The 22,210-nt window shown below is 44.7% G+C and carries 20 protein-coding genes; 14 read left to right on the top strand and 6 right to left on the bottom strand.

Annotated features, from left to right (window positions below):
• Positions 1-62 precede the first annotated feature (62 nt).
• The 6 genes from LHL20_RS10510 to LHL20_RS10485 all read left to right on the top strand — a co-directional run bounded on the left by LHL20_RS10510 (position 63) and on the right by LHL20_RS10485 (position 8,019).
• Entirely contained in the window at positions 63-662 is a 600-nt protein-coding gene (locus LHL20_RS10510) for a TetR/AcrR family transcriptional regulator (RefSeq protein ID WP_226433277.1), read from the top strand.
• Positions 663-829: 167 nt separating this feature from the next.
• Positions 830-1,342, top strand: a complete 513-nt coding sequence (locus LHL20_RS10505; protein ID WP_226433276.1) for a TetR/AcrR family transcriptional regulator — start codon at positions 830-832, stop codon at positions 1,340-1,342.
• Between the two features lie 3 nt (positions 1,343-1,345).
• Positions 1,346-1,555, top strand: coding sequence for a hypothetical protein (locus tag LHL20_RS10500; RefSeq protein ID WP_226433275.1), 210 nt, complete (start codon positions 1,346-1,348; stop codon positions 1,553-1,555).
• A 14-nt stretch (positions 1,556-1,569) separates the two neighbouring features.
• A complete protein-coding gene (locus tag LHL20_RS10495; protein WP_226433274.1) occupies positions 1,570-2,667 on the top strand; it encodes an efflux RND transporter periplasmic adaptor subunit in 1,098 nt (365 codons plus the stop codon).
• Between the two features lie 2 nt (positions 2,668-2,669).
• Positions 2,670-5,756: an efflux RND transporter permease subunit gene (locus LHL20_RS10490; RefSeq protein ID WP_226433273.1), complete on the top strand. Its 3,087-nt coding sequence runs from the start codon at positions 2,670-2,672 to the stop codon at positions 5,754-5,756.
• A 193-nt stretch (positions 5,757-5,949) separates the two neighbouring features.
• Positions 5,950-8,019, top strand: coding sequence for a tetratricopeptide repeat-containing diguanylate cyclase (locus LHL20_RS10485; protein WP_226433272.1), 2,070 nt, complete (start codon positions 5,950-5,952; stop codon positions 8,017-8,019).
• Here LHL20_RS10485 and LHL20_RS10480 read toward each other — a convergent pair.
• Together LHL20_RS10480 and LHL20_RS10475 are read right to left on the bottom strand one after the other, a co-directional pair.
• Complete coding sequence (locus LHL20_RS10480; protein WP_201284048.1) at positions 7,999-8,175, bottom strand: hypothetical protein; 177 nt, start codon at positions 8,173-8,175, stop codon at positions 7,999-8,001. The genes LHL20_RS10485 and LHL20_RS10480 overlap by 21 nt on opposite strands.
• Positions 8,175-9,350 (bottom strand): FAD-dependent monooxygenase, encoded by a 1,176-nt coding sequence (locus LHL20_RS10475; protein ID WP_226433271.1) that lies wholly within the window; start codon positions 9,348-9,350, stop codon positions 8,175-8,177. The genes LHL20_RS10480 and LHL20_RS10475 overlap by 1 nt, the downstream gene beginning before the upstream one ends.
• Before the next feature lie 255 nt (positions 9,351-9,605).
• On the opposite strand from LHL20_RS10475, the gene miaB reads away from it, so the two are divergent.
• The 6 genes from miaB (at position 9,606) to LHL20_RS10445 (ending at position 16,636) form a co-directional block, all read left to right on the top strand.
• Positions 9,606-11,039 carry a tRNA (N6-isopentenyl adenosine(37)-C2)-methylthiotransferase MiaB gene (gene miaB, locus LHL20_RS10470; protein ID WP_226433270.1) on the top strand — a complete coding sequence of 478 codons (1,434 nt, stop codon included), beginning with the start codon at positions 9,606-9,608 and terminating at the stop codon, positions 11,037-11,039.
• 36 nt (positions 11,040-11,075) lie between these two features.
• A complete protein-coding gene (locus LHL20_RS10465; protein WP_226433269.1) occupies positions 11,076-12,194 on the top strand; it encodes a PhoH family protein in 1,119 nt (372 codons plus the stop codon).
• Positions 12,191-12,661, top strand: coding sequence for an rRNA maturation RNase YbeY (gene ybeY / locus LHL20_RS10460; RefSeq protein WP_413228892.1), 471 nt, complete (start codon positions 12,191-12,193; stop codon positions 12,659-12,661). Before LHL20_RS10465 ends, ybeY begins: the two co-directional genes overlap by 4 nt.
• Positions 12,662-12,783: 122 nt before the next feature.
• Entirely contained in the window at positions 12,784-13,641 is an 858-nt protein-coding gene (gene corC / locus LHL20_RS10455; protein WP_159628093.1) for a CNNM family magnesium/cobalt transport protein CorC, read from the top strand.
• A 135-nt stretch (positions 13,642-13,776) separates the two neighbouring features.
• Positions 13,777-15,288: an apolipoprotein N-acyltransferase gene (gene lnt, locus LHL20_RS10450; RefSeq protein WP_226433268.1), complete on the top strand. Its 1,512-nt coding sequence runs from the start codon at positions 13,777-13,779 to the stop codon at positions 15,286-15,288.
• 103 nt (positions 15,289-15,391) lie between these two features.
• On the top strand, positions 15,392-16,636 hold the full coding sequence (locus LHL20_RS10445) for a Xaa-Pro dipeptidase (RefSeq protein WP_413228894.1): 1,245 nt from the start codon (positions 15,392-15,394) through the stop codon (positions 16,634-16,636).
• Between the two features lie 93 nt (positions 16,637-16,729).
• On the opposite strand, the gene pta is transcribed toward LHL20_RS10445, so the two are convergent.
• On the bottom strand, positions 16,730-18,871 hold the full coding sequence (gene pta, locus LHL20_RS10440; protein WP_226433266.1) for a phosphate acetyltransferase: 2,142 nt from the start codon (positions 18,869-18,871) through the stop codon (positions 16,730-16,732).
• Between the two features lie 53 nt (positions 18,872-18,924).
• Positions 18,925-20,106, bottom strand: coding sequence for an acetate kinase (locus LHL20_RS10435; RefSeq protein WP_226433265.1), 1,182 nt, complete (start codon positions 20,104-20,106; stop codon positions 18,925-18,927).
• Positions 20,107-20,220: 114 nt separating this feature from the next.
• Here LHL20_RS10435 and LHL20_RS10430 point away from each other — a divergent pair, with 114 nt between their 5' ends.
• On the top strand, positions 20,221-20,415 hold the full coding sequence (locus tag LHL20_RS10430) for a diguanylate cyclase (RefSeq protein WP_264180890.1): 195 nt from the start codon (positions 20,221-20,223) through the stop codon (positions 20,413-20,415).
• A 171-nt stretch (positions 20,416-20,586) separates the two neighbouring features.
• Positions 20,587-21,030 carry an Hsp20 family protein gene (locus LHL20_RS10425; RefSeq protein WP_159628083.1) on the top strand — a complete coding sequence of 148 codons (444 nt, stop codon included), beginning with the start codon at positions 20,587-20,589 and terminating at the stop codon, positions 21,028-21,030.
• Positions 21,031-21,160: 130 nt separating this feature from the next.
• On the opposite strand, the gene LHL20_RS10420 is transcribed toward LHL20_RS10425, so the two are convergent.
• Both LHL20_RS10420 and LHL20_RS10415 read right to left on the bottom strand, forming a co-directional pair.
• A complete protein-coding gene (locus LHL20_RS10420; protein WP_159628081.1) occupies positions 21,161-21,547 on the bottom strand; it encodes a DUF3224 domain-containing protein in 387 nt (128 codons plus the stop codon).
• A 76-nt stretch (positions 21,548-21,623) separates the two neighbouring features.
• Positions 21,624-22,163, bottom strand: coding sequence for an NUDIX domain-containing protein (locus tag LHL20_RS10415; protein WP_226433264.1), 540 nt, complete (start codon positions 22,161-22,163; stop codon positions 21,624-21,626).
• Positions 22,164-22,210: the final 47 nt, after the last annotated feature.

Here is a 22,210-nt window from a genome sequence, read left to right as displayed (position 1 = left end):
AACAATCGTTCAAGCGATAATTGAACACATGTTCAAAACTTTCGTGAATAAGGTATGCGCCAATGAAATATGACCAAGACGATATTATCGAAAAGGCTACTGCTCTTTTTTGGAAACGAGGTTTCCAAGCAGCCGGAATGCGTGATATTCAGCAAGCTTTGGACATGAGACCAGGCAGCATATACGCGCGTTTTCAAAGCAAAGAAGGCCTTTTCAAATTGGTCGTCGATAAGTACGCGCAAGTAAGCCAGCAAAAGCTTAATGCTGTCGCTGAATCATCTTCGCCGCTTCAAGCGCTTCGCTATTTTTTTGAAGATTCACTTGTTCATCCAAATGAGCAGCGCTATATGCGCCAATGTCTTTTAGTGAAATCTATCGCAGAACTCGACTTAATTGGTGAGATTGCCAAAAAGGCCGTACTGGAGGGCATGGAGAATGCAAAGGTCTGTTTCGAGAACGTAGTGGCCTCAGCGATAGATAAAGAGGAACTGCCTGCACATACGCCAGTTAAGCTCGCTGCAGACTGGTTACAAAATCAATTTGTCGGCCTACGTGCATTTGCACTGATGCAAGAAGATACTGACAAAATCCAATCAATGGTCGACAAAGTGCTGCTCGATCTTAAAGGTCAATGGCCCGCTGGTATTGAATCTAGCCGTTAAGCAAACCTAAACCGATACATTTAGCGCCATAAATTAGGTGACAAAACCCCCTTTTGGACCATACTTGAACTTTATTCGAATGGCATTCGAATAAAGTTCAAGTGCATCTCAAAGCATAAGGCACAAGACTATGCTTACCATTATTTAGTTTAAAAAGCGATTTAGTCATGGCACCAGCACCCAAATTTAGCGTTGAAGAACAACAAGTAAAAATAGTAAACGCTGCTATAGAATGTATTCTGACGTCCTCTGTTACCAGCTTTACAATGGCAAAAGTTGCCGCAAAAGCTGAATTGTCCATGGGTTCTGTCTACAAACACTTTCAGTGTAAAGAAGATATTGTCATGGCGCTTGCCCACCAATCTTTTTCTCATATTTCTTCCGTCTTTAAACGCGTTTTTGATCTCGCGCTTACTACTCCTGAGAAAGTCATTGCTATTTGCTTGCTCTCTCCAGAAAAAATGCAGTGCTTCCCATTTGCCAATGAACTCGAGTCTTTTGCTACCAACGATGCGGTCATCCAAAAAGCTTCAGCGCAATGGACTCAAAAAATGATAGATGCAGGAGCGCGATGCGAGCAGACATTTAAAGCGCGTTTGTCAGAGGGCATTACGGCTGATGAATTTGAAGACGCGGTTAATGTTGAAGAGTTTATAGAAGAAATAACCGTTAGTGGGTGAGCAATGAATGTTGGTTACGAGCAAGTATTACGCGTTCAACAGTCGCGACAGCTTGTCGAGGGCACAGCATCAATTATGGCTCCCCTTTCTCCTTCAGACCCACTTATTCGCAGCATGATACGCCTTATAAATAGTTACCCGTGGCGTCACCCGCTCACGCAAGACGCTGTGACTCGCGTCGTGAATCTGCTTACAGAATTAGATTTTCGCTAATTGAGACCATTATTATGAACATTAAACGTTGGCTTATCAGTATCGCGCTTATCTTTGTTGTTATTGCCTCTTTGGGGTTTGTGAAGTTTCAACAAATTCAGGCCGCCATTGCTTTTGGAGAATCGTTCCCCGAACCATCGGGAAGTGTACAAAGCGCCTTTGCCCAAATTATGGACATTGAAAATAGCTACGAGGTCATCGGTGAAGCAAAGGCGCCTAAATCACTTCTAATAACCACAGAGTATGCAGGCCCCATTACTTACGTTGGTTTTGCGCCAGGCGATAAGGTAACACAAGGGCAAATACTACTGCGTCAAGATAGTCAGATTGAACGCGCTAACTTAAAGGCAGCGAAAGCAAGGTTAGCGTTAGCAGAAGCGCAGTTTAAACGACAGGACACACTACTTGCACAAAAGCGCACAAGTCAAAATGACGTTGATATGGCACAAGCCGATAAGTCTATCGCGGAAGCGGAAGTGGAAAATCTTTCCTCTGTTATTCAAAAGAAAACCCTTGTAGCTCCTTTTGACGGGATGGTAGGGCTTGAAGACTATCAGGTTGGCCAGATGCTTGATGCTAACACGCAAATAACCGAGATTGTAGGCACTAGCGATAAGATATGGATAGATTTTGCTTTGCCCCAAACCGCGCTGCAGCCAAGCATTGGCGATATGATAACCGTATCGACCATAGGCCAATCAACTACCGCATTGACTGCCAGAATTATTGCGAGAACCCCGACCGTTAACAGTACATCTCGACAAATTGTGTACCGAGCACTTCTGGATAATAGCAAAAATACGCTAAGCCCCAATCAAATGGTTAGCGTTACAGTGAGCGGCGCGCCGAGTAAGCATGTCATTGTGCCTACCACATCCATTTATCGCGACCACACAGGCAACTATGTTTATGCGTTAAAGCGTGATAGCAACAATGATTGGCGTGCTCACCCTATTAAAGTGCAACTTGGTCAGAGAATAAAAGACAGTCAGATCATATTAAGCGGCCTTTCCGGTAATGAATTTATTGCAACAGAGGGCGCATTCAAACTTTCAGAAGGGCTATTGGTTTACACGCAAGCGGCCAAAGCCGAGAGCGAAAGTGGAGAATAAGCATGAGTATGCCTAATGATAATAAGCCCTCAATAATGGACGCCTTTGTAACGCGACCAGTGCTTGCCATTGTCCTTTCGATATTGATTTTATTAGCGGGGCTTAATGCCGCGAATACAATTTCAGTACAACAATATCCCAAGATAAAAAGTGCATCATTGGTTATCAATACGGTCTATACCGGCGCGTCTGCAGAAGTGGTTAAAGGCTATGTAACCGAGCCTATCGAACGTGTTACCTCAACCGTACCGGGTGTTGACTACGTTGATTCTGTGACAACCGCGGGGTTGAGCAAAGTTACAGCATGGCTCGAGCTTAATCATGACACTACAGATGCACTGTCAGACCTGACAACGAAACTTAATCAGATTAAATTCGAACTTCCAACGGGTGCAGAGGACCCTGCTATTGATATTGTTCGGGCAGACAGTCCTTATGCCGTGTTTTATCTTGATGTGGAAGCAACCAATGAAACTCGCAGTGAAGTCAGTGACTATCTAATCCGCAATGTTGTACCGGTACTTAACGATATCAATGGCGTACAAAAGGTAACACTTGAAGGTGGTCGTAATCCGGCAATGCGAGTGTTGCTAGACCCCAACAAATTAGCTGTATACGGGTTGAGTGCAAATGAAGTTTTCAGTGCTCTACAAACCAACAATACGATAGCTACCTTGGGCTACAGCGAAAATAATCAGCAGCGCATTGATTTAATGGCAAATACTAACCTTGCGTCTGTTGAAGACTTTGAGAGATTGATCATACGAGACGATGCGGGTAGCCAGTTAACGCTTAGCGATGTCGCAGACGTCACGCTAGGTGAAGCCGAGGGCATAGTCACCGCGCGTTTAGACGACAGAACAACGGTATTTCTTGCCGTATGGGCACTGCCGGGCGCCAATGAAATAGATATTGGTGACGCCTTGTATGAAAAGCTTGAGGCCGTTAACGCCACACTACCTGAAGGAATGCATATCACTACGGGCTACGATGGTACGCTTTACATGCGAGATTCCATCAAAGAGATATTTACAACCCTTATTGAGACAGTGCTGCTAGTGGGAATCGTAATTCTGTTAATGATGGGCTCATTTCGAACAGCATTGGTACCACTGGTTACTATTCCTATTTCTGTTTTAGGCGCAATTGCTGTCATCTCAGCAATTGGCTTTTCACTAAACCTGTTGACCATCCTTGCAATTGTTCTATCGGTTGGCCTTGTTGTTGATGACGCTATTGTTGTGGTTGAGAACGTCGCACGTCACATGCGCGAGGGAAAACCTCGACTTCAAGCAGCGCTGATTAGTTCACGACAGTTATTAATTCCCGTGATCGCAATGACATTAACCCTTGCCGCAGTCTATGCGCCTATTGGATTTTTAACAGGCCTTACCGGTTTCTTATTTAGAGAGTTTGCGTTCACCTTAGCCATTGCAGTGTTAATTTCCGGCGTTGTTGCAGTAACCTTGTCACCTATTATGAGTGCATATGTAAATCCTGAAGGCGGCAAAGAAGGTCCGTTTACCAGAAAGGTCAATAGTTATTTCGACAGTTTACAACGTGGTTATCAACGCGCACTCGCTCACTGCTTTAATTGGCGCGCTCAAATTACCCTAATTGCTATTGTATTTTCGCTGTTAAGCGTCCCCTTTTATATGCTGTCACAAAAGGAACTCGCGCCCACAGAAGATCAAAGCGCCATCAATGTGGTGGTAGAGGCCCCACCAGAATCTTCTCAGCAATATACTTCACAGAGAATGAACGACACCGTTGAAGTGCTAAACGCATCTGAGGGCGCAAAATTTACCTGGCAAATACTCACAGCATCAGCGGGATTTGGTGGTGTTGAACTCGCTCCATTTGAGGAAAGAGAGCACTCCGTTCACGATATGATTTATGACCTTTATGGTCGATTAGGAAGCGTAACTGGGCTTACCTTGTTTCCCATATTACCCGCTTCACTGCCAACCGCCGGGCAATTTGATGTTGAAGTGGTATTTCGTACGACTGACGACCCTGTCACAATGAAAGAGTATGCAGACAAAATTATAAGCCAAGCAAACGCTTCGGGTAACTACCTGTTTGTTAATACCGACTTAAAAATCGATTTACCTCAGGCCGAACTCAAAATTAACAAAGCCCTATTAGCCGATTTGGGTCTATCTGTTCAAGAGGTCAATGACCAACTCAGCGTATTGATGTCGACCAACTTTGTGAATTACTTCAACAAGGAAGGAAAGGCATATCGAGTAATTCCTATTGTTAATGATAACAGTCGCTACAATCCTGAATTGGTGCTTGATATGAAAGTACGCACTGACTCAGGCGCACTGGTACCGGTTTCGTCATTTGCTTCTCTGGACACCTTTACCAGCCCGCGCGTTCTGGGCTCATTTAACCAGCAAAGTTCATTCAGAATACTGGCTGGTGTCTTGCCTCATATCACCAAAGAGCAAGGGCTTAGCACAATAGAGTCTATCGCCGCAGATATTCTTCCTCCCTCTTACTCAATAGACTACGCGGGAGAATCTAGGCAGTTACGCAAGGAAGGCAACACCATGTTAGGGGTGTTGGGCGTTGCGCTGATCATTGTTTACTTCTTACTAACCATTCAGTTTAACAGCTTCAGAGATCCCCTTGTTGTTCTGCTTGGTTGCGCACCACTAGCACTTGCTGGCGCATTAATGCTGCCATTTTTGTCACTCACAACCATTAATATTTACAGTCAAATTGGTCTGGTCACGCTAATTGGTCTTATAGCCAAAAACGGTATCTTAATTGTTGAGTTTGCCAATCAATTACAGTTAACGGGCAAAAGTAAACTTGATGCTGTTAAAGACGCTGCAGCTACTCGACTCCGTCCCATTTTAATGACAACGGGCGCCACTGTATTAGGTCACTTCCCGTTGGTATTGGTAACAGGTGCGGGGGCTGAGGCACGAAACAGCATCGGCATCATACTTGTTGCGGGCATGCTGATTGGTACGTTCTTTACACTAATCGTGTTGCCGCTACTTTATGAAAAGCTGGCTACTAATCACCAGCAAGCTCCTCATATTGCCGAGCCGCAACTACAACAGGCAGCCTAACACTCTAGTTAAAGTGCTCAGCATTCGCTGAGCACTTTGTTTTGAATCTGCTATCCACAACCGGTCCAACATCCCCGTTACTTGCTCTGCTTCTAAGTTAAAAAATTCATCCCGCCACAGGTAGCAGACATAAAGTAGTACTCACGTTTATTTAAGCTTATACTTAAAAACTCGTTCTTGTATTCGCGGTGTTATGAAGTTGCTTTTACGCGTTGCTTTCACATTTATCTTTCTTTTGCTGGGAACAAAACCGGCTTTCGCATCGCCCATCGATGATATTGTGCAATTACGCGAAGCTGGCAAGCTAGATGAGGCGCAACAACAGGCCATAACATTGCTTCAACGTGCCGAGCAGCAAAGCAACACGCAACTTGAGGCTGACACGTTATTCCAACTCGGTAGAAATGCTATGGAACGCAATGACTACAAAGACGCACAACAATGGCTCAACCGCGCTCTTGCCCTTTACCAAGATACCAATAATGAGTTAGCTGCCGCGAAAACCTATCGCCAAATAGGGCTAACCTACCGCTACCAATCTAATTACACTGTCGCACTTGAATATCTTTATATGGCACTAGCGGTTTTCCAATCAAACGGTTCAGAAAAGGATATGGCCAGCATCAATAATAGTCTTGGAGTTGTTCTTGAGAAAATGGGGCAATTTAACGAGGCTGTTGATTATCATCAAAAAGCACTTGAGTCGAATTATGCATCTGGCAATCAACAAGGCATTGCATCTGCGGTATATAACCTTGGGGATATTCGGCGTGTCATGGGCGATTACGAACAAGCACTTAGCTATTTTGAACAAGCGCTTACCATCGATGAAGCCAGTGGTAACAAGAAAGACATTGCCTACAGCAGTTACAAAATTGGCTATGTGAATATGCAAATGGGCAATTACGACATTGCGTCACACTACATGCAGCGTGCTCACTCCCTCTTTGTCGAAATAGGTGCTAAACGAGACATCGACTGGGCGCTTTCTGGCTTAAGTGACTTGGCAGTTAAACAAGGTAACTTACTTGACGCTGAAGTCATGGTAAAGGGAATCATTGAGCGCGCTGAACACGGGCAATACAAAAGTTTACTGCTAGACGGGTATCAAACGCTTATTGAAATTTATACTCAGCAAGAACGCTATAACAACGCGTTAGCCCTTATCGAACAGGCGATTCCCCTTGCTGAAGAAATGGGCGAACTGCACCAAGTGTCACAACTATTGGCACTAAAAGTTACCACGCTAGAAACGTTAGAAGAGGTCAATAAAGCCTACCAGGCATTAAAACAGCAAAAGCAATTAGACGAATCGCTGTTCAATCAAAAAAGACTTGATGCGCTTGCTTCTACTCAAGCCCAAACCGAGTTCATTCGTCGTGCGAACGAAATTGAGCTGTTAAAACAACAGCAAGCTACCCAGCAGGTTCAGGCTCAAAGCGAAAGAGAAAGCCGACAAACTCTCTTTCTAATTGTGCTTCTGCTAGGGCTTTTAGCATTTTTGATTTACTCTCGTCGAGCTCAGTCGAAATACACTAGACAACTAAAACAAGAAGTAAGTGCACGAACTGCAGAGCTCAAAAAAGCGAATGAAGAGCTTGCAGCAATGAGCCTTACTGATAAGTTAACGGCGTTACATAACCGACGCTTTCTTGAAAGCCACATAGATGCCGACATCACTACTGCATTGCGCAAATATCAACAGAGCAACAATGTACGACCGCAAGAAGCCGATTTATGCTTTTTTGTTATCGATTTGGACAATTTTAAACAGATCAACGATACCTATGGTCATATCGCCGGCGACAAGGTATTACAACAAACGGCAAAACGACTTAAAGCGATATTTCGAGGGTCAGATTTTCTTATTCGCTGGGGCGGTGAAGAATTCGTTGCAGTAGCGCGGTTTATCGACCGGCAAAACGCTACTTTATTAGCAGAGCGCGTAGTCAGCGACATCAAACAAATACCATTTGTACTCGATGAAGGACAAACTAAGTCAGTCACCTGTAGTGTTGGGTTTGCCTGCTTTCCCTTTGCTTGTGAAAGTGAGCGAAAGCGCCAGCTTGTAAGCCCACTAGATACCATTTTTCACGCTGCCGATCAGTGCCTATACGCAGCGAAAACTTCAGGAAAAGCTACATGGGTAGGAGTGACTGATATTGTTGAAAGCACAGCATTGCCATTACCTTCATCAGTAGCTGATTTAACTGCACTGGAGAACGAAGGCATGATCACTTTATCAAGAGAAAATAAGCCTTAATAACTGGGCAATAAGTAAAATCCCCATTAGCGGCCAAATCCACTTTGCCCACTTTGCTGCGTCCTCGTTACTCACGCGCATTTTAGAGCGCTCAATCAAAGGTATTACTATGGCCAATGCACCAAAAAGCACCGCCAACAAAATTAATACTTCCATTATCGTATTCCTATCGCGTACTTAAGTACTTGCTTCTTTGCAGGCTCAATGTTTTGCGCTACTGAAAGAAGCTGATTTCTAATCCATTTAATGGGGGCAATATCATTACTAAACAAGGTATAGAAGCCATCCATTACAGTCATCATCACAAGGTTATCGCGCCGCCTTGGTGATTCGAAATCTCGCGAGAGCGCCTTTGCAAACTCCAAAGAATCTAATGGTGCATGATTTGCGGTAACCGACAAGAAAGTTTCTACATCTTTAAAGCCCAAGTTTACCCCCTGCCCGGCCAAAGGGTTAATAGTATGTGCCGCATCGCCTAGTAGCACGCAACAGCCCTTTACATAACTATTTGCATGAGAACGCGTTAGTGGAAAGATAGCTTTATCGACAATAGTGAATCGATTGTCGTTTTGGGTTAATTCGTGAGGAAATGCATTGATGACTTCTTGTGAAAGCTGCGTATTGTTCAAACTTTTAAGACGTTTAAGCTCATCAGCACTGTCATACCACACAAGAGACGCATAATTATCGAACATGGGCAAAAACGCTTTCGGCCCGCTAGGGGTAAATTGCTGCCATGTAATTGCGTCAACGGGCTTGTCTAACTTTATGGTAATCCCCATCGCTTGCTGTGCGTATTGCCACCCTGTGCTGCCGATGCCTGCCGCTTGTCTCACTTGAGAATTCGCGCCATCTGCTCCTATAAGCCACTGAGCTTCAATTCTATTGCCATTATCTAAAGTGACATTAGCGGTGTCGCCGAGCGACAGTGATTGTACTTTAGTGCCGCTAATCACGGTGACATTGTCGTAATGCTCAAGGGCTTCAAGACAGCCTAACTGCAACAACCTATTTTCGACAAAATAGCCAAGTTGCTCAACATCTATGCTGTCTGCTGTGAAGTCAGTACGATGTTGTGGATCATCCCATACACTTAAACCAATGTAGGGCTTTACACGCTTAGCCTTAATGTAATCCCACGCGCCTAGCGCTTTAAGAAGCGTGACGGACGATTCACTAATGGCCGAAACGCGAAGATCTGGACCGTCACTTTCGCTAAAAGCATTTGGCAAGTGCGGCTCTATTACTACTACCTTGTATTGCTGCTGAGCAAGACCAAGCGCTAGTGCAGCACCTACCATACCACCGCCGTTGATACAAAAATCGACCATTTACACTCCTTAAATCACGCACTTGCATTATGTCGTAAAACGCTTTGCTGTGTGAAGTAAAACGTAGAATTGGTTTGCCTTAGATCAAATCTCAATGAATCATCGTAATACACTGGGAATATGCGTGCATAACAGGTAAAATATGCGGCTATTTTGAACATCTTCCAGCAACTGGGGCTGTGCGAAGCAAGCGTTGGCTTGCCGGTAGAGCACAACCACTTGTTTGGAACTCTATCAGGTTAACGAATAGTTGTTATGACTAAAAAGCTGTATATCAAAACCTGGGGCTGCCAAATGAACGAGTACGACTCGGAAAAAATGGCAGACTTACTCGACTCAACGCATGGCTACAGTGCTGCAGAAAGTGCTGAAGAAGCCGATGTAATCTTGCTTAATACCTGCTCTATTCGTGAGAAAGCGCAGGAAAAGGTGTTTCACCAATTAGGCCGCTGGAAAACGCTAAAACAAGATAAGCCAGAACTTATTATTGGTGTGGGCGGCTGTGTAGCCTCACAAGAAGGCGATACTATTCGCCAGCGTGCACCTTTTGTTGATTTGGTATTTGGGCCGCAAACACTGCACCGTCTACCTGAAATGATCAATCAATTACAAGGTGGCGCAAAGTCAGTTATTGATGTGAGCTTCCCTGAGATTGAAAAATTCGACCGTTTACCCGAGCCTCGTGCTGAGGGCCCTACGGCGTTTGTTTCAATTATGGAAGGTTGCTCAAAATACTGCACGTTCTGTGTGGTACCGTATACGCGTGGCGAAGAAGTCAGTCGCCCTGTGGACGACGTGTTACTTGAAATAGCACAACTTGCCGGCCAAGGTGTACGCGAAGTGAACTTGTTGGGTCAAAATGTCAACGCCTATCGCGGCGAGCACTTCGATGGCACTATTTGTCGCTTCTCTGAACTACTTGAACTTGTGGCCGCGATTGACGGTATCGACCGCATTCGTTACACCACGTCTCACCCCGTAGAGTTTACAGACGATATTATCGAAGCGTATGCGTCTATTCCCGAGTTGGTTGACCACCTGCATTTGCCGGTTCAAAGCGGTTCAGATCGTATTTTGAATTTGATGAAGCGTGGACACACAGCGCTGGAATACAAATCTAAGATGCGTAAATTGAAAAAGATTCGTCCAAACATCAGCTTGTCTAGCGACTTCATCATCGGCTTTCCGGGTGAAACTGACGCTGACTTTGAAGCAACGATGGATTTAATTCAGGCCGTTGATTACGACCTGAGCTTCAGTTTTATCTACAGCGCTCGCCCTGGAACACCAGCAGCTGATGCGGTTGATGATGTAAGTGAAGAAACCAAAAAGCAGCGTCTGCACCTTCTTCAACAACGCATCACGCAACAAGCATTGCGTATTGCGCGCCATATGGTAGGTACCGAGCAACGTATTTTAGTAGAAGGCCCTTCTAAGAAGAACCCAATGGAGCTTTCTGGACGTACAGAAAACAACCGTGTAGTGAACTTCGAAGGTACACCTGACATGATTGGCGAATTCGTCGATGTGAACATCACCGATGTTTTCACAAACTCACTGCGTGGTGAAGTTGTGCGCAGAGAGAGCGAAATGGGCTTGCGTGTTGCAGTTTCGCCCCAATCTATTATGGCAAAGCATCAGGCAGACCTGCCAGATGAGCTGGGTGTGGGCCAATTTAACCCTGCCTAACAACACAATATTGAGTAAAGCGAGGAATAAAGTAGCTTGAGTACATTGGTAAGTAATGAATTTGATTTAGAACCGGCAGATACAAAACGTTTGTCCAGTTTATGTGGTCCCTTTGATGACAATATCAAACAGATTGAACGTAGGTTAGGCGTAGAAATTACCTACCGCAATAACGCGTTTAAAGTGTTAGGAGAACCACAGCAAATAAAAAGCGCCAGCGAACTTCTAAAGCTACTTTATATTGAAACGCAACCTATCAAAGGTCGCGTTCCTGATTTGGAAGCTGAACAGGTTCACTTAGCCATTCAAGAAGCCCGCGTCATCGAGAAAGACGCGACTGGCGGTTACGGCAAAGAGGTGAACATCAAGACTAAGCGCGGCGTTATTAAGCCGCGCAATCCAAACCAAGCACAGTACGTGGCAAACATTGTTAACCACGACATAACATTTGGTATCGGTCCTGCTGGAACAGGTAAAACCTATCTAGCAGTAGCCGCTGCCGTTGATGCACTGGAACGTCAGGAAATTCGTCGTATTTTACTGACTCGCCCTGCAGTTGAAGCAGGTGAGAAGCTAGGCTTTTTACCTGGCGACCTCTCTCAAAAAGTCGACCCTTACTTGCGTCCACTCTACGACGCCCTATTTGAAATGCTGGGCTTCGAAAAAGTGGAAAAACTTATGGAACGCAACGTCATTGAGGTTGCTCCGTTAGCCTACATGCGCGGTCGTACACTTAACGACGCTTTTATTATTTTGGACGAAAGCCAAAATACCACGGTAGAACAGATGAAGATGTTCTTAACGCGTATTGGTTTTAATTCAAAAGCCGTAATTACGGGTGATATCACACAGGTGGACTTACCGCGCGGCGCAAAATCAGGGCTTCGCCACGCCATTGAAGTGCTTAGCGAAGTAGATGATATTTCATTTAACTTCTTTAACGCCGAAGACGTTGTTCGACACCCCGTGGTCGCTCGCATAGTACGCGCTTATGAAATTCATGATGCAGAGCAAGAGCGCTTGCGCAAAGAGCGTAAAGAAGAAGCGTTAAGAATGCAGCGTGAACAGGCGGCAAGTGACGCTAAGCCAGAGACACCTGCTTCGACGCCGGCCTCAAATGCTAACACCACAAAAAAAGACGATAACCAATCGTGACCGCTATTATCGATTATCAACAAGCGTACGAAGGTGAAGAAAGCGTGCTAAACGCTATTCCTTCACCAGAACAGCTTACAATTTGGGCTAATGCCGTACTCGCTTTCGAAGGGCTAACTGAGCAAGAAATAACAGTCCGCTTTACAGACGAAGATGAAAGCCAAAGCTTGAATTATGAATATCGCGGAAAAGACAAGCCAACGAATGTGTTGTCCTTTCCCTTTGAAGCGCCGCCTGGCGTCGAAATGGACCTGCTAGGCGACCTCGTAATTTGCGCCCCTGTTATTAGCCGCGAAGCGGTAGAGCAAGAAAAGCACGTTAACCACCACTACGCACACATGACTGTGCATGGCATCTTGCATTTAATGGGTTATGACCATATAGACGATATCGAAGCCGAAGAAATGGAAAGCAAAGAAATTGCAATCCTTGCCGGTTTGGGTATTGAAAACCCCTACGAGGTTTAAGCGCAAACGCTTCATATAAGCCTTTGTAAAGCTTAACCATTTATACTTAATAACAATAAATCATTGACGACCAGCACGAAGCATTTTAACGTTGGCGTTGAACTAACTAGTAAACGGACATTATGAGCGACGATAATCCTCACTCTACCAACGGCTCATCAGGCAAGAGTTGGTTAGATAAACTAAAAAATTCAATTTCTGGCGAGCCGAGAAGTAAAGAAGAGTTAGTATCAGTCATTACTGATGCTGAACAAAACGAAATCATCGACCCTCAAACCCGCGAGATGATCGAAGGGGTAATTGGGGTAAATGAAATGCGAGTTAGGGACATCATGATCCCACGCGCTCAAATGACCACTATAGATGTTGAGCAAAAGGTAGAAGAATTTTTACCTGTTATGCTTGAGTCTGCCCACTCTCGCTTCCCTGTTATCAGTGAAGACAAAGACCATATCGAAGGCATATTATTAGCGAAAGACTTACTCGCATTTGCTTTCAACGCAGAAAAAGAATTTAACCTTCGCGATATTCTTCGCCCAGCGGTTATCGTACCTGAAAGTAAACGTGTTGATGTATTACTTAAAGAGTTTCGTCAGCAGCGCTATCACATGGCCATTGTTGTTGATGAATACGGTGGCGTATCTGGTTTGGTCACCATCGAAGATATCCTTGAAATCATCGTAGGCGAGATTGAAGACGAATACGATACCGAAGAAGACGGTACAGATGACATTCGCCCATTGAATAAATCTACCTATTCCGTTAAGGCCTTAACGCCTGTTGATGATTTCAATGAGTTTTTTGAGACCAAATTCAGTGAAGAAGAAGCTGATACCATTGGCGGCATTGTCTTGAAAGCATTCGGGCATATGCCAGAAACGAATGACGAAATCACCATAAATGATATTCAGTTTAAGGTGACAAACTCTGACAAACGCCGACTTATACAGCTAAAAGTGTCAGTGCCATCACTAGAATAAGTTGACGGTATTCAAATGAAGAAAGCAGGTGTTTAATGGCACCTGTTTTTTTTGGCTTAGTGTCTTTACAGGCACTTTTTTGTGTAAACAGTATACGCCATTAACCACAATAAACACGGTTGCTTTTTTACTATCATGTTAAAGCCCTATATTCCCCATTTCCTACTTGTCCTTAGCGGCGCAAGCTTAACACTCGCTTTTGCCCCATTTAATTTATGGTTGATCACCATTCCAGCATTGGCCTTAGCACTTCGCCAAGTCATTAAATTAAAACACAAACCGTTTTTGGCTGGCTGGTTGTTTGGCGCCGGTTGGTTCGGTGCAGGGGTAAGCTGGGTGCACGTTAGCATTGCGGATTTTGGTGGCTTGCCACTTATTGCCTCAGTGGGCTTAATGGCATTATTGTGCGGATATTTGGCCCTATACCCTGCCCTTGCCGCCAAGCTGACAGCAAAGTACTTTTCGCCAACGCTATGGCCTATGGCACTGCCCTTTTTCTGGGTACTGGCTGAGTGGTTAAGAAGTTGGATGCTCTCTGGCTTTCCTTGGCTTTCACTTGGCTATAGCCAACTAGACAGTCCACTTAGCGGCTTTGCACCCATTATTGGAGAGACAGGTATCTCTGCGCTTTTGGTATTGAGTGCAGCCATGCTTGCATTGGTAAAAAGCAGGCGCTCTCTCGCTAACGCCACCATCGTTATTTCATGTTTATTTGTAAGTGGTTATGTGCTTAGCCAACACGCTTGGGTGCAGCCTAAACACACTTATCGCGTAGGGATGGTACAAGGAAATATTGCGCAAAGTTTGCGCTGGGTGCCAGAACAGGACGCCCCTACCATGCAAACTTATTGGGAGTTAACCCAAGGTTTGTGGCACAACGACTTAATCATCTGGCCAGAGGCAGCCGTGCCCAAGCTAGAACCACTCGCGCAGCCATATCTTGCTAAAGTCAATGAACGGGCGTTTAATGAAGGGACAGCCCTTATCACCGGGATTGTAAACTATAACTGGGAAACTGATGAAGCGTGGAACAACCTGATTGTCTTGGGTAAACGCACTGCCGACTCTACAAGTCCAGACTATCACTATTTTCATAATAACCGCTTTTCCAAACACCACCTTTTACCCGTTGGCGAGTTTGTTCCTTTTGAAGACTTTCTTCGCCCTCTTGCACCGTTATTCGACTTGCCCATGTCGTCGTTTTCACGCGGCGATTTCGAGCAACCGAACTTAGAAGCAAACGGCATTAAACTAGCGCCCGCAATTTGTTTTGAAATTGCGTTTCCACGGCAAGTGTTAGCCAATATCCACGCTGATACCGATATGATAATAACCGTAAGCAATGATGCATGGTTTGGTCGCTCACACGGCCCAGCTCAGCATTTACAAATAGCCCGAATGCGAGCACTTGAACTAGGCCGTCCTGTGTTAAGAGCCACCAATAATGGCATTACTGCCTTTATAAACTATAAGGGGAAAGTAACTTCGGTACTTCCTCAATTTGAAACGGCAAGTATTACGGCACCAGTTATCGCAACCACCGGCTTTACACCGTATTACCACCTGCAAGATCTAGGTGTTTGGTTTATAGTTTTAACGCTTTTGGTTGGGGCGGTTTATATCAAACGAAACGATACCAAAAATTAACGTACGCCCTAACACGTTCTATTAACTACTGTTATTGAAGGAATATGTCGTGACTTGGGCTACCCGTTTTACTAAATTATCGTTCGCTGCAGCGTTTGCCGCAATAGCTTCAACTTCTGCAGCGTTAGCGCAAACGCTCGTCATAACGGCTGATCGCATGGTTGATGTTACAAAAGGCCGCATTGTTGAGCGCGCAGCAATTGTTGTTACCGACAATGTTATTAGTGCATCAGGAGAACTCGATTCACTCACCCTACCAAGCGATGCCAAGCGCATCGACTTAGGCGATGCTACATTAATGCCGGGCCTGATGGATATGCATGTTCATTTAACAAGCGACGCAACACGTCATGGCTATAAACGTTTAGAAGTGTCTCTTCCTCGCGCTGCGATTACAGGTGTAAAACACGCCAAAGCAACTATCGAAGCAGGGTTCACCACCGTTCGAAATGTCGGAGCACCAGGTTTTGCCGACGTTGCACTTCGCGATGCCATTAATGCAGGTGATGTCGAAGGCCCACGTATGTTTGTGGCAGGCCCTAGCCTAGGCGTCACCGGTGGTCACTGTGATAGCAACCTTCTTCCCTACGAATATAACAATTACAGTGAAGGCGTCGCTGATGGCCCTTGGGAAGTCAGAAAAATGGTGCGTCGCAATATCAAATATGGCGCAACTGTTATTAAATTTTGTGCCACTGGTGGTGTATTGTCGAAAGGGACAAAAGTAGGCGCACAACAATATACCTTTGAAGAAATGAAAGCGTTAGTGGATGAAGCCCATTTGCGCGGTTTAACTGTGGCGACACATGCCCATGGAACAAGTGGTATCAAAGCCGCAATTAAAGCAGGCGTCGACTCAGTAGAGCATGTGAGTTTACTAGACGATGAAGCAATTAGTTTGGCGAAAAAGCATGGTACGTATTTTTCGATGGATATTTACGTTACTGAGTACATCTTAGGCGAAGGCGAGAAAGCCGGAATTTTACAAGAGAGCTTAGACAAAGAGCGAGTTGTAGGCAAAACCCAGCGCCAAAACTTCGAGAAAGCCGTTAAGGCAGGCGTAAACATGGTATTTGGCTCTGATGCTGGCGTTTATCCTCATGGCGATAACCCAAAACAGTTTGCACGCATGGTGCAATTTGGCATGACACCAATGCAAGCCATTCAAGCCGCTACCATCAATCCAGCGCGTTTATTAAAACAAGACGCAACACTTGGCAGTTTAGATGAAGGGAAGCTTGCAGATATTGTTGCTGTCCCGGGCAACCCAATGAAAGACATGAGTCTAATGGAGAACGTAGGGTTCGTTATGAAAGATGGGCGCATAGTAAAGCAGTACGCTATGTAACTAATTTATACGAGATTGCTATTTAATAAGACATTGGAAAAATGGCGCTCTGATAATACATGAGCGCCATTTTTTTACTTGAGCCTTTACAGCCTATTGGCTGCCTGCTGCTTGGATTGCCGTCAGAGCAATAGTAAACACGATATCGTCCACCAGTGCACCACGACTCAAGTCGTTTACTGGCTTTCTCATCCCTTGAAGCATTGGCCCAATACATACCAAATCAAAGCTACGCTGAACTGCCTTATAGGTGGTATTGCCGGTGTTAAGATCAGGAAATACAAACACATTCGCCTTGCCGGCTACCGGGCTATTAGGCGCTTTGCTCTTGCCAACACTTTCAATTGCAGCGGCATCGTACTGAAGTGGGCCGTCAATAAGTAAATCAGGACGTAATTCTTGTGCTATTCTTGTCGCTTCACGCACTTTTTCTACATCGCTACCAGCACCTGATGTTCCCGTACTATAGCTAATCATTGCAACACGAGGCTCGATGCCAAACATTTGAGCAGAAGTCGCAGACTGAATCGCAATATCTGCTAACTGCTTAGCGTCTGGATCAGGGTTAATAGCACAGTCACCATAAACGAGTACCTGATCAGGCAATAACATAAAGAAAACTGATGACACTAACGATGCGTTTTCCGCAGTTTTAATAAGCTGCAGTGCAGGCCTTATGGTATTTGCAGTGGTGTTCACAGCGCCTGAGACCAAGCCATCCACATGATTTTGCTGCAACATCATTGTGCCTAGCGTAACGTTATCGTCTAATAACTCTTTGGCAACAACTTCCGTTACCCCTTTGTGACCGCGAAGCGCAACCAAGCCAGAGATATAGTCTTGTTTAATCTCACTGGGTGACAGAATTTCAACACCATCGCCCAACACTACACCTTGTTGCTCTGCAACGCGCCTAATTTCTGTTTCATCACCTAGTAGGACAGGACGTGCCAAACCACGTTTAGCACAAATTGACGCAGCAACTACGGTGCGTGGCTCATTTCCTTCTGGCAGCACAATACGCTTATTAACCTGTCTTGCACGATTAGTGAGATAAAAGCGGAACGCTGAGGGCGATAGTTTCTTCTGACGCGATATTTTTTGCGTCAGCGAGGTAACCCATTTTGCATCTAAACTTTCAGCCGTATGTACCATCACTTTTTCAATGCGCTGACTATCATCAACAGGGACTTCTTGATTAAACGCATGAAGATTTTGTGCGGTTTGCCAGGTATTAGTGTTCACCAACATTACCGGCAAGCCGGTCTCCATCGCCTGGCTGCACAGTGCCATAATGTTTTCATCAGGCTCGTAGCCGCCTGTTAAAAGCAGCGCACCTAGCTTAGTACCATTTAGCGCCGCTAAACAACACGAAACAAACACATCGCCGCGATCACCAGACATCACAAGTAATGCGCCAGGCTTTAGAGTGTGCGTCATATTGTGAATTTCACGGGCACAAAAGGTCACACTACTCAAGCGACGAATAGCCAAGTCACCTTCATTTAACAGTGTGGCATTTAAGTGCTTTGCAACATCAGTTGCACGAGGCGAAACAAGATCTGCACTCCAGTCAATCGTGCCTAGTAAACTCAACCCTTTCTTAAAAATGGGAAGTTCGCGAAGTGCCTGTGTGCGTGATTCATCATGCTCAGGCGCCTCTATAGCACCAATGTCGGCTCTAAGTCGCCCATGTTCATCAAACGGCGCATTAACCTTGTTGAAAATACATCCCACCACTTTTTGACTTTTGTGGCCGCCATAAGTGTCGACTACAATTTCAAGACGATGATTAAGATCGGTTACCGAGTCGTTACCCGGCACTGCAACAAAGACAATATCAGCGTCAAGCGCGCGGCTTATTTCCAAATTCAGGCGCTCAGCATAGGGGTGATGTCGTGTAGTAACCAACCCTTCTATAACAGTGACAGCTTCTTGCTCAGAGTTATCTTCAAAGCGTTCAATAATTTCTTCAAGTAATTCGTCAGTATTATCGTTACTGATCATGCGCTCTACATAGTCTAGCGAGAAGGGAGTAATCGGCGATACGCTAGCGTGGTGCGCGATAATAGCAGTGGAACGCTCTTCCCCATTGTCGCCTTTTCTTGGCTGCGCAACAGGTTTAAAAAAGTTTAGTTTAATACCTTGCTCTTCGATAGCACGAACAAGACCCATGCTGACAGTAGTAAGACCGACACTGGTTCCTACTGGGATCAACATAATTCGGCGAGACATAGCGACTCCTGTGCGTGCCGTTAGTATATAACGGCAGTTTCTCTTGATAAAAGTTAAGCGAACTCAGCCGCTTCGGCGGCAATAACCCACTCTTCGTTAGTGGGCACTACAAAAACTGATGTAGTAGATGAAGACGTGGAGATTTCTCCCCCTTTTCCAAATCGCGCCTCAAGGTTCTTTTGTTCATCAACTGTGATACCAAAATGTTTAAAATAGCCCATAGTGGTTTCGCGAATAAGTGATGAGTTTTCACCGATGCCACCCGTAAACACAATGGCGTCTAAACTTGGAACACTGACCATATAGCCAGAGATATATTTAGCAAGGCGATAACAAAAAATCTCAATTGCTAGCTGCGCACCTTCATGGCCTTTAAGCGCCTCATCTTCCAACGTTCTGCAATCATTGCTAAGCGCTGAAATGCCAAGCAATCCAGACTGCTTGTTGAGTAGGTCATTAATTTCGTCAGCCGTTTTGCCAAGCTTTTTCTGTAACGTACCCGGTAATGAAGGGTCGAGGTCGCCACAACGCGTGCCCATAACTAGCCCTTCAAGCGGCGTAAACCCAAGACTAGTATCAACCGCTTCACCCTGCTCAATAGCAGATACACTGCATCCGTTGCCCAAGTGAGCGCTGATGATACTGGTTTGTGAGACAGGCTTATTGAGCAAACCAGCAGTGCTATCTAGAATAAATTTGTGGCTGGTGCCATGGAATCCATAGCGCCTAATGCCATGTTCTTTATACAATTCAATTGGTAGTGCATAAATAAACGCTTTTTGCGGCATACTTTGAAAAAAAGACGTGTCAAATCCTGCAACATGCGGCAAGTCTGGATAAGCCATTTGGGCTGTGACTATGCCTTTTAGGTTGGCCATATTGTGCAGTGGCGCCATACTGGCATAGGCTTCAATGGCCGAAAGAACGTCTTCATTCACCAAGGCTGCTTGTTTGAATTTTTCACCACCGTGAACCACGCGATGTCCAATTGCAATAGGCTTCACACCGGTTTTTGCAATGATCTCTTGAATAGCATTAAGTGCTTCTGTGTGGCCCGCTTTTTCACCTAGGCGCTGTTTTGATTTTTCACCATTAAGCTTGTATGACAAACTCGCGTCACTGTTGCCTAGACTTTCCGCAATACCAGATAACCCTGCTACACCAGTATCAGCATCTATAATGGCAAACTTCACCGATGAGCTGCCGCAATTTAATACAATAACTTCTTTTTTCATTTGGCTTTTTTAGTAAAATTGTTGAGATATCGAGTCAGATCAAATTGTAGCATTTATAATCAGCAGCGTTGGTTAACGTTATGCTAAATATTCTATAAAAATTATCGCATACGCTTGTTTTTGCAAAGGTCTTTGACTTTTTTGCAAACGCGTAAAGATAGCCGTGAGCGACTTCGAATTACTGCCAGTTTTGGTGTTGCTACTCTAGACAACGCACTTTCATTTGAGCACACAGTTAACAATGCTGACAAAGCACTTTATGCTGCAAAAGAAAGTGGCCGAAATAAAGTCGAAGTAAAAAGGCGATGAAATTCAATACCATAAAAAAATTTAGATTTTTTTTGCTTTTTAAGCATTGAAAAGAAATCAACCAATCCTATATATAATTTGTCGGCGCTGAAAGGTCAGGTCGACAACACCGCCGCCGCGAAGTCGGGGCACATTAATTTAAACATATTGCTTAATTTTGAGGATATGACTATGCGTACTATCGATCTATCTCCACTTTACCGTTCTTTTATTGGTTCAGACCACCTAGCGTCACTTATTGATGCAGCATCTCGCGCTGAGAAACAAAGTACTTATCCGCCGTACAACATCGAACTGTTAGGCGATGACAAGTATCGGGTGACTATGGCAATCGCTGGCTTTAGTAAAGATGACGTTTCTATTCAAGTTGAAGAAAACACGCTTACTATAACTGGTACCAAAAAAGCGGAAGAGAAAGAAAATAAAGAGCGTAAGTTCTTACACAAAGGTATTTCTGAGCGTAATTTTGAACGCAAATTCCAACTGGGCGATCACGTAAAAGTGCTTGCAGCAGACATGGAAAATGGCCTTTTACATATCGATATGGAGCGAGTCATACCTGAAGCCAAGAAACCTCGTCAAATCGAAATTGGCTCTCGCTTACTTGAGAACTAATACGTAAAAATTCTTGGTTTGTTTCCCAACTTTTTAGCGGCGCCGTATGGCGCCGTTTTTTTATTTGGGGATTCTTTTCTTAGAAAGTTTCTTGCTAAGCATTAGCGTAAAACGCAAAGGTTAATACGCCCTAGTCTATAAAAATCGTGTAATTGGCTTTACCCGCTTCAGACGATTGAAAGTGCCCGTGAATTTCTTTCCCCGCTAGCTCTCCGGTAGCCGAGGATGCTATTGCATTAAATTCGCTGCTTGCAACGCCACCTGTAAATTTACCACTGTGCACTAAAGTCACCGTTCCACGTAAACCATTTATCACACCGACAAACGATTCGAAGCCAGTAAACCTAGCTTCTGCTGGAGACTGATAACTCATAAGAAATTCGATGTCTGCCTCGCCTGCCATATCACCAGAGTAGGCCTGACTAATGGAAGCATGTGAAGTTTTAACTCCTTCACATTTTTCTGAAAGTGTCTCTTCTTCCCAACGCGTGATTAAGAATTGTCCTTTACATTCCATTACTTAAATCCTGAATTTTTTGCCATGCTAACCTGCTTCGCAAAAAAATCAAAGTGCGGAAATTGTAACAGGCTGTTCAGATAAGTCCTTTTAGCGTGGCAAGTCCGAAGGCATTACACGTACTGGCATCTTTGATTTCGCCAGTGAGGATTTTTTCTCGTAACTCATTTAGTGCCAGGGGGACGATACGTAAATCTTCTTCCTCGACGTCAAGCTTCTGCTCGCCCTGACTCAGCCCTTTAGCAACATAGATATGATATCCCTGATTGCAAAAACCATAGGCCAGATACTGGAAACCCACGTAAATCATTTGTGTCGCCGAAAGGCCGGTTTCTTCCTTAAGTTCCCCAGCAGCAAGCTCTGCGGGGTCGGCATCAGGATTTGCCTCCCATGCGCCTTGGGGGAACTCAAGTTGACGCTCACCAATGGTATAACGATACTGTTCAACCATATACACAACATCATTTTCTATTGGCAAGATAATCGCAAAATCAGGCTTTTCTACTACACCATAAATACCTTCATTTCCGCTTTTGCGGCGAATTTTGTCTTCCCGCACCCTAAGCCATTTGTTTTGATACACCACTTTTGAATCTAGTGTTTCTATATCAGCCATCGTTTTTCGTATTCTTCTTTTAGACAATAAATTAGCGCGATATTGCG

The sequence above is a fragment of the Alteromonas sp. McT4-15 genome (assembly GCF_020515205.1).
GTDB lineage: Bacteria > Pseudomonadota > Gammaproteobacteria > Enterobacterales > Alteromonadaceae > Alteromonas.
Note: the sequence above shows the minus strand (reverse complement) of the source record. Positions and strands in the feature narration are given on the sequence as shown.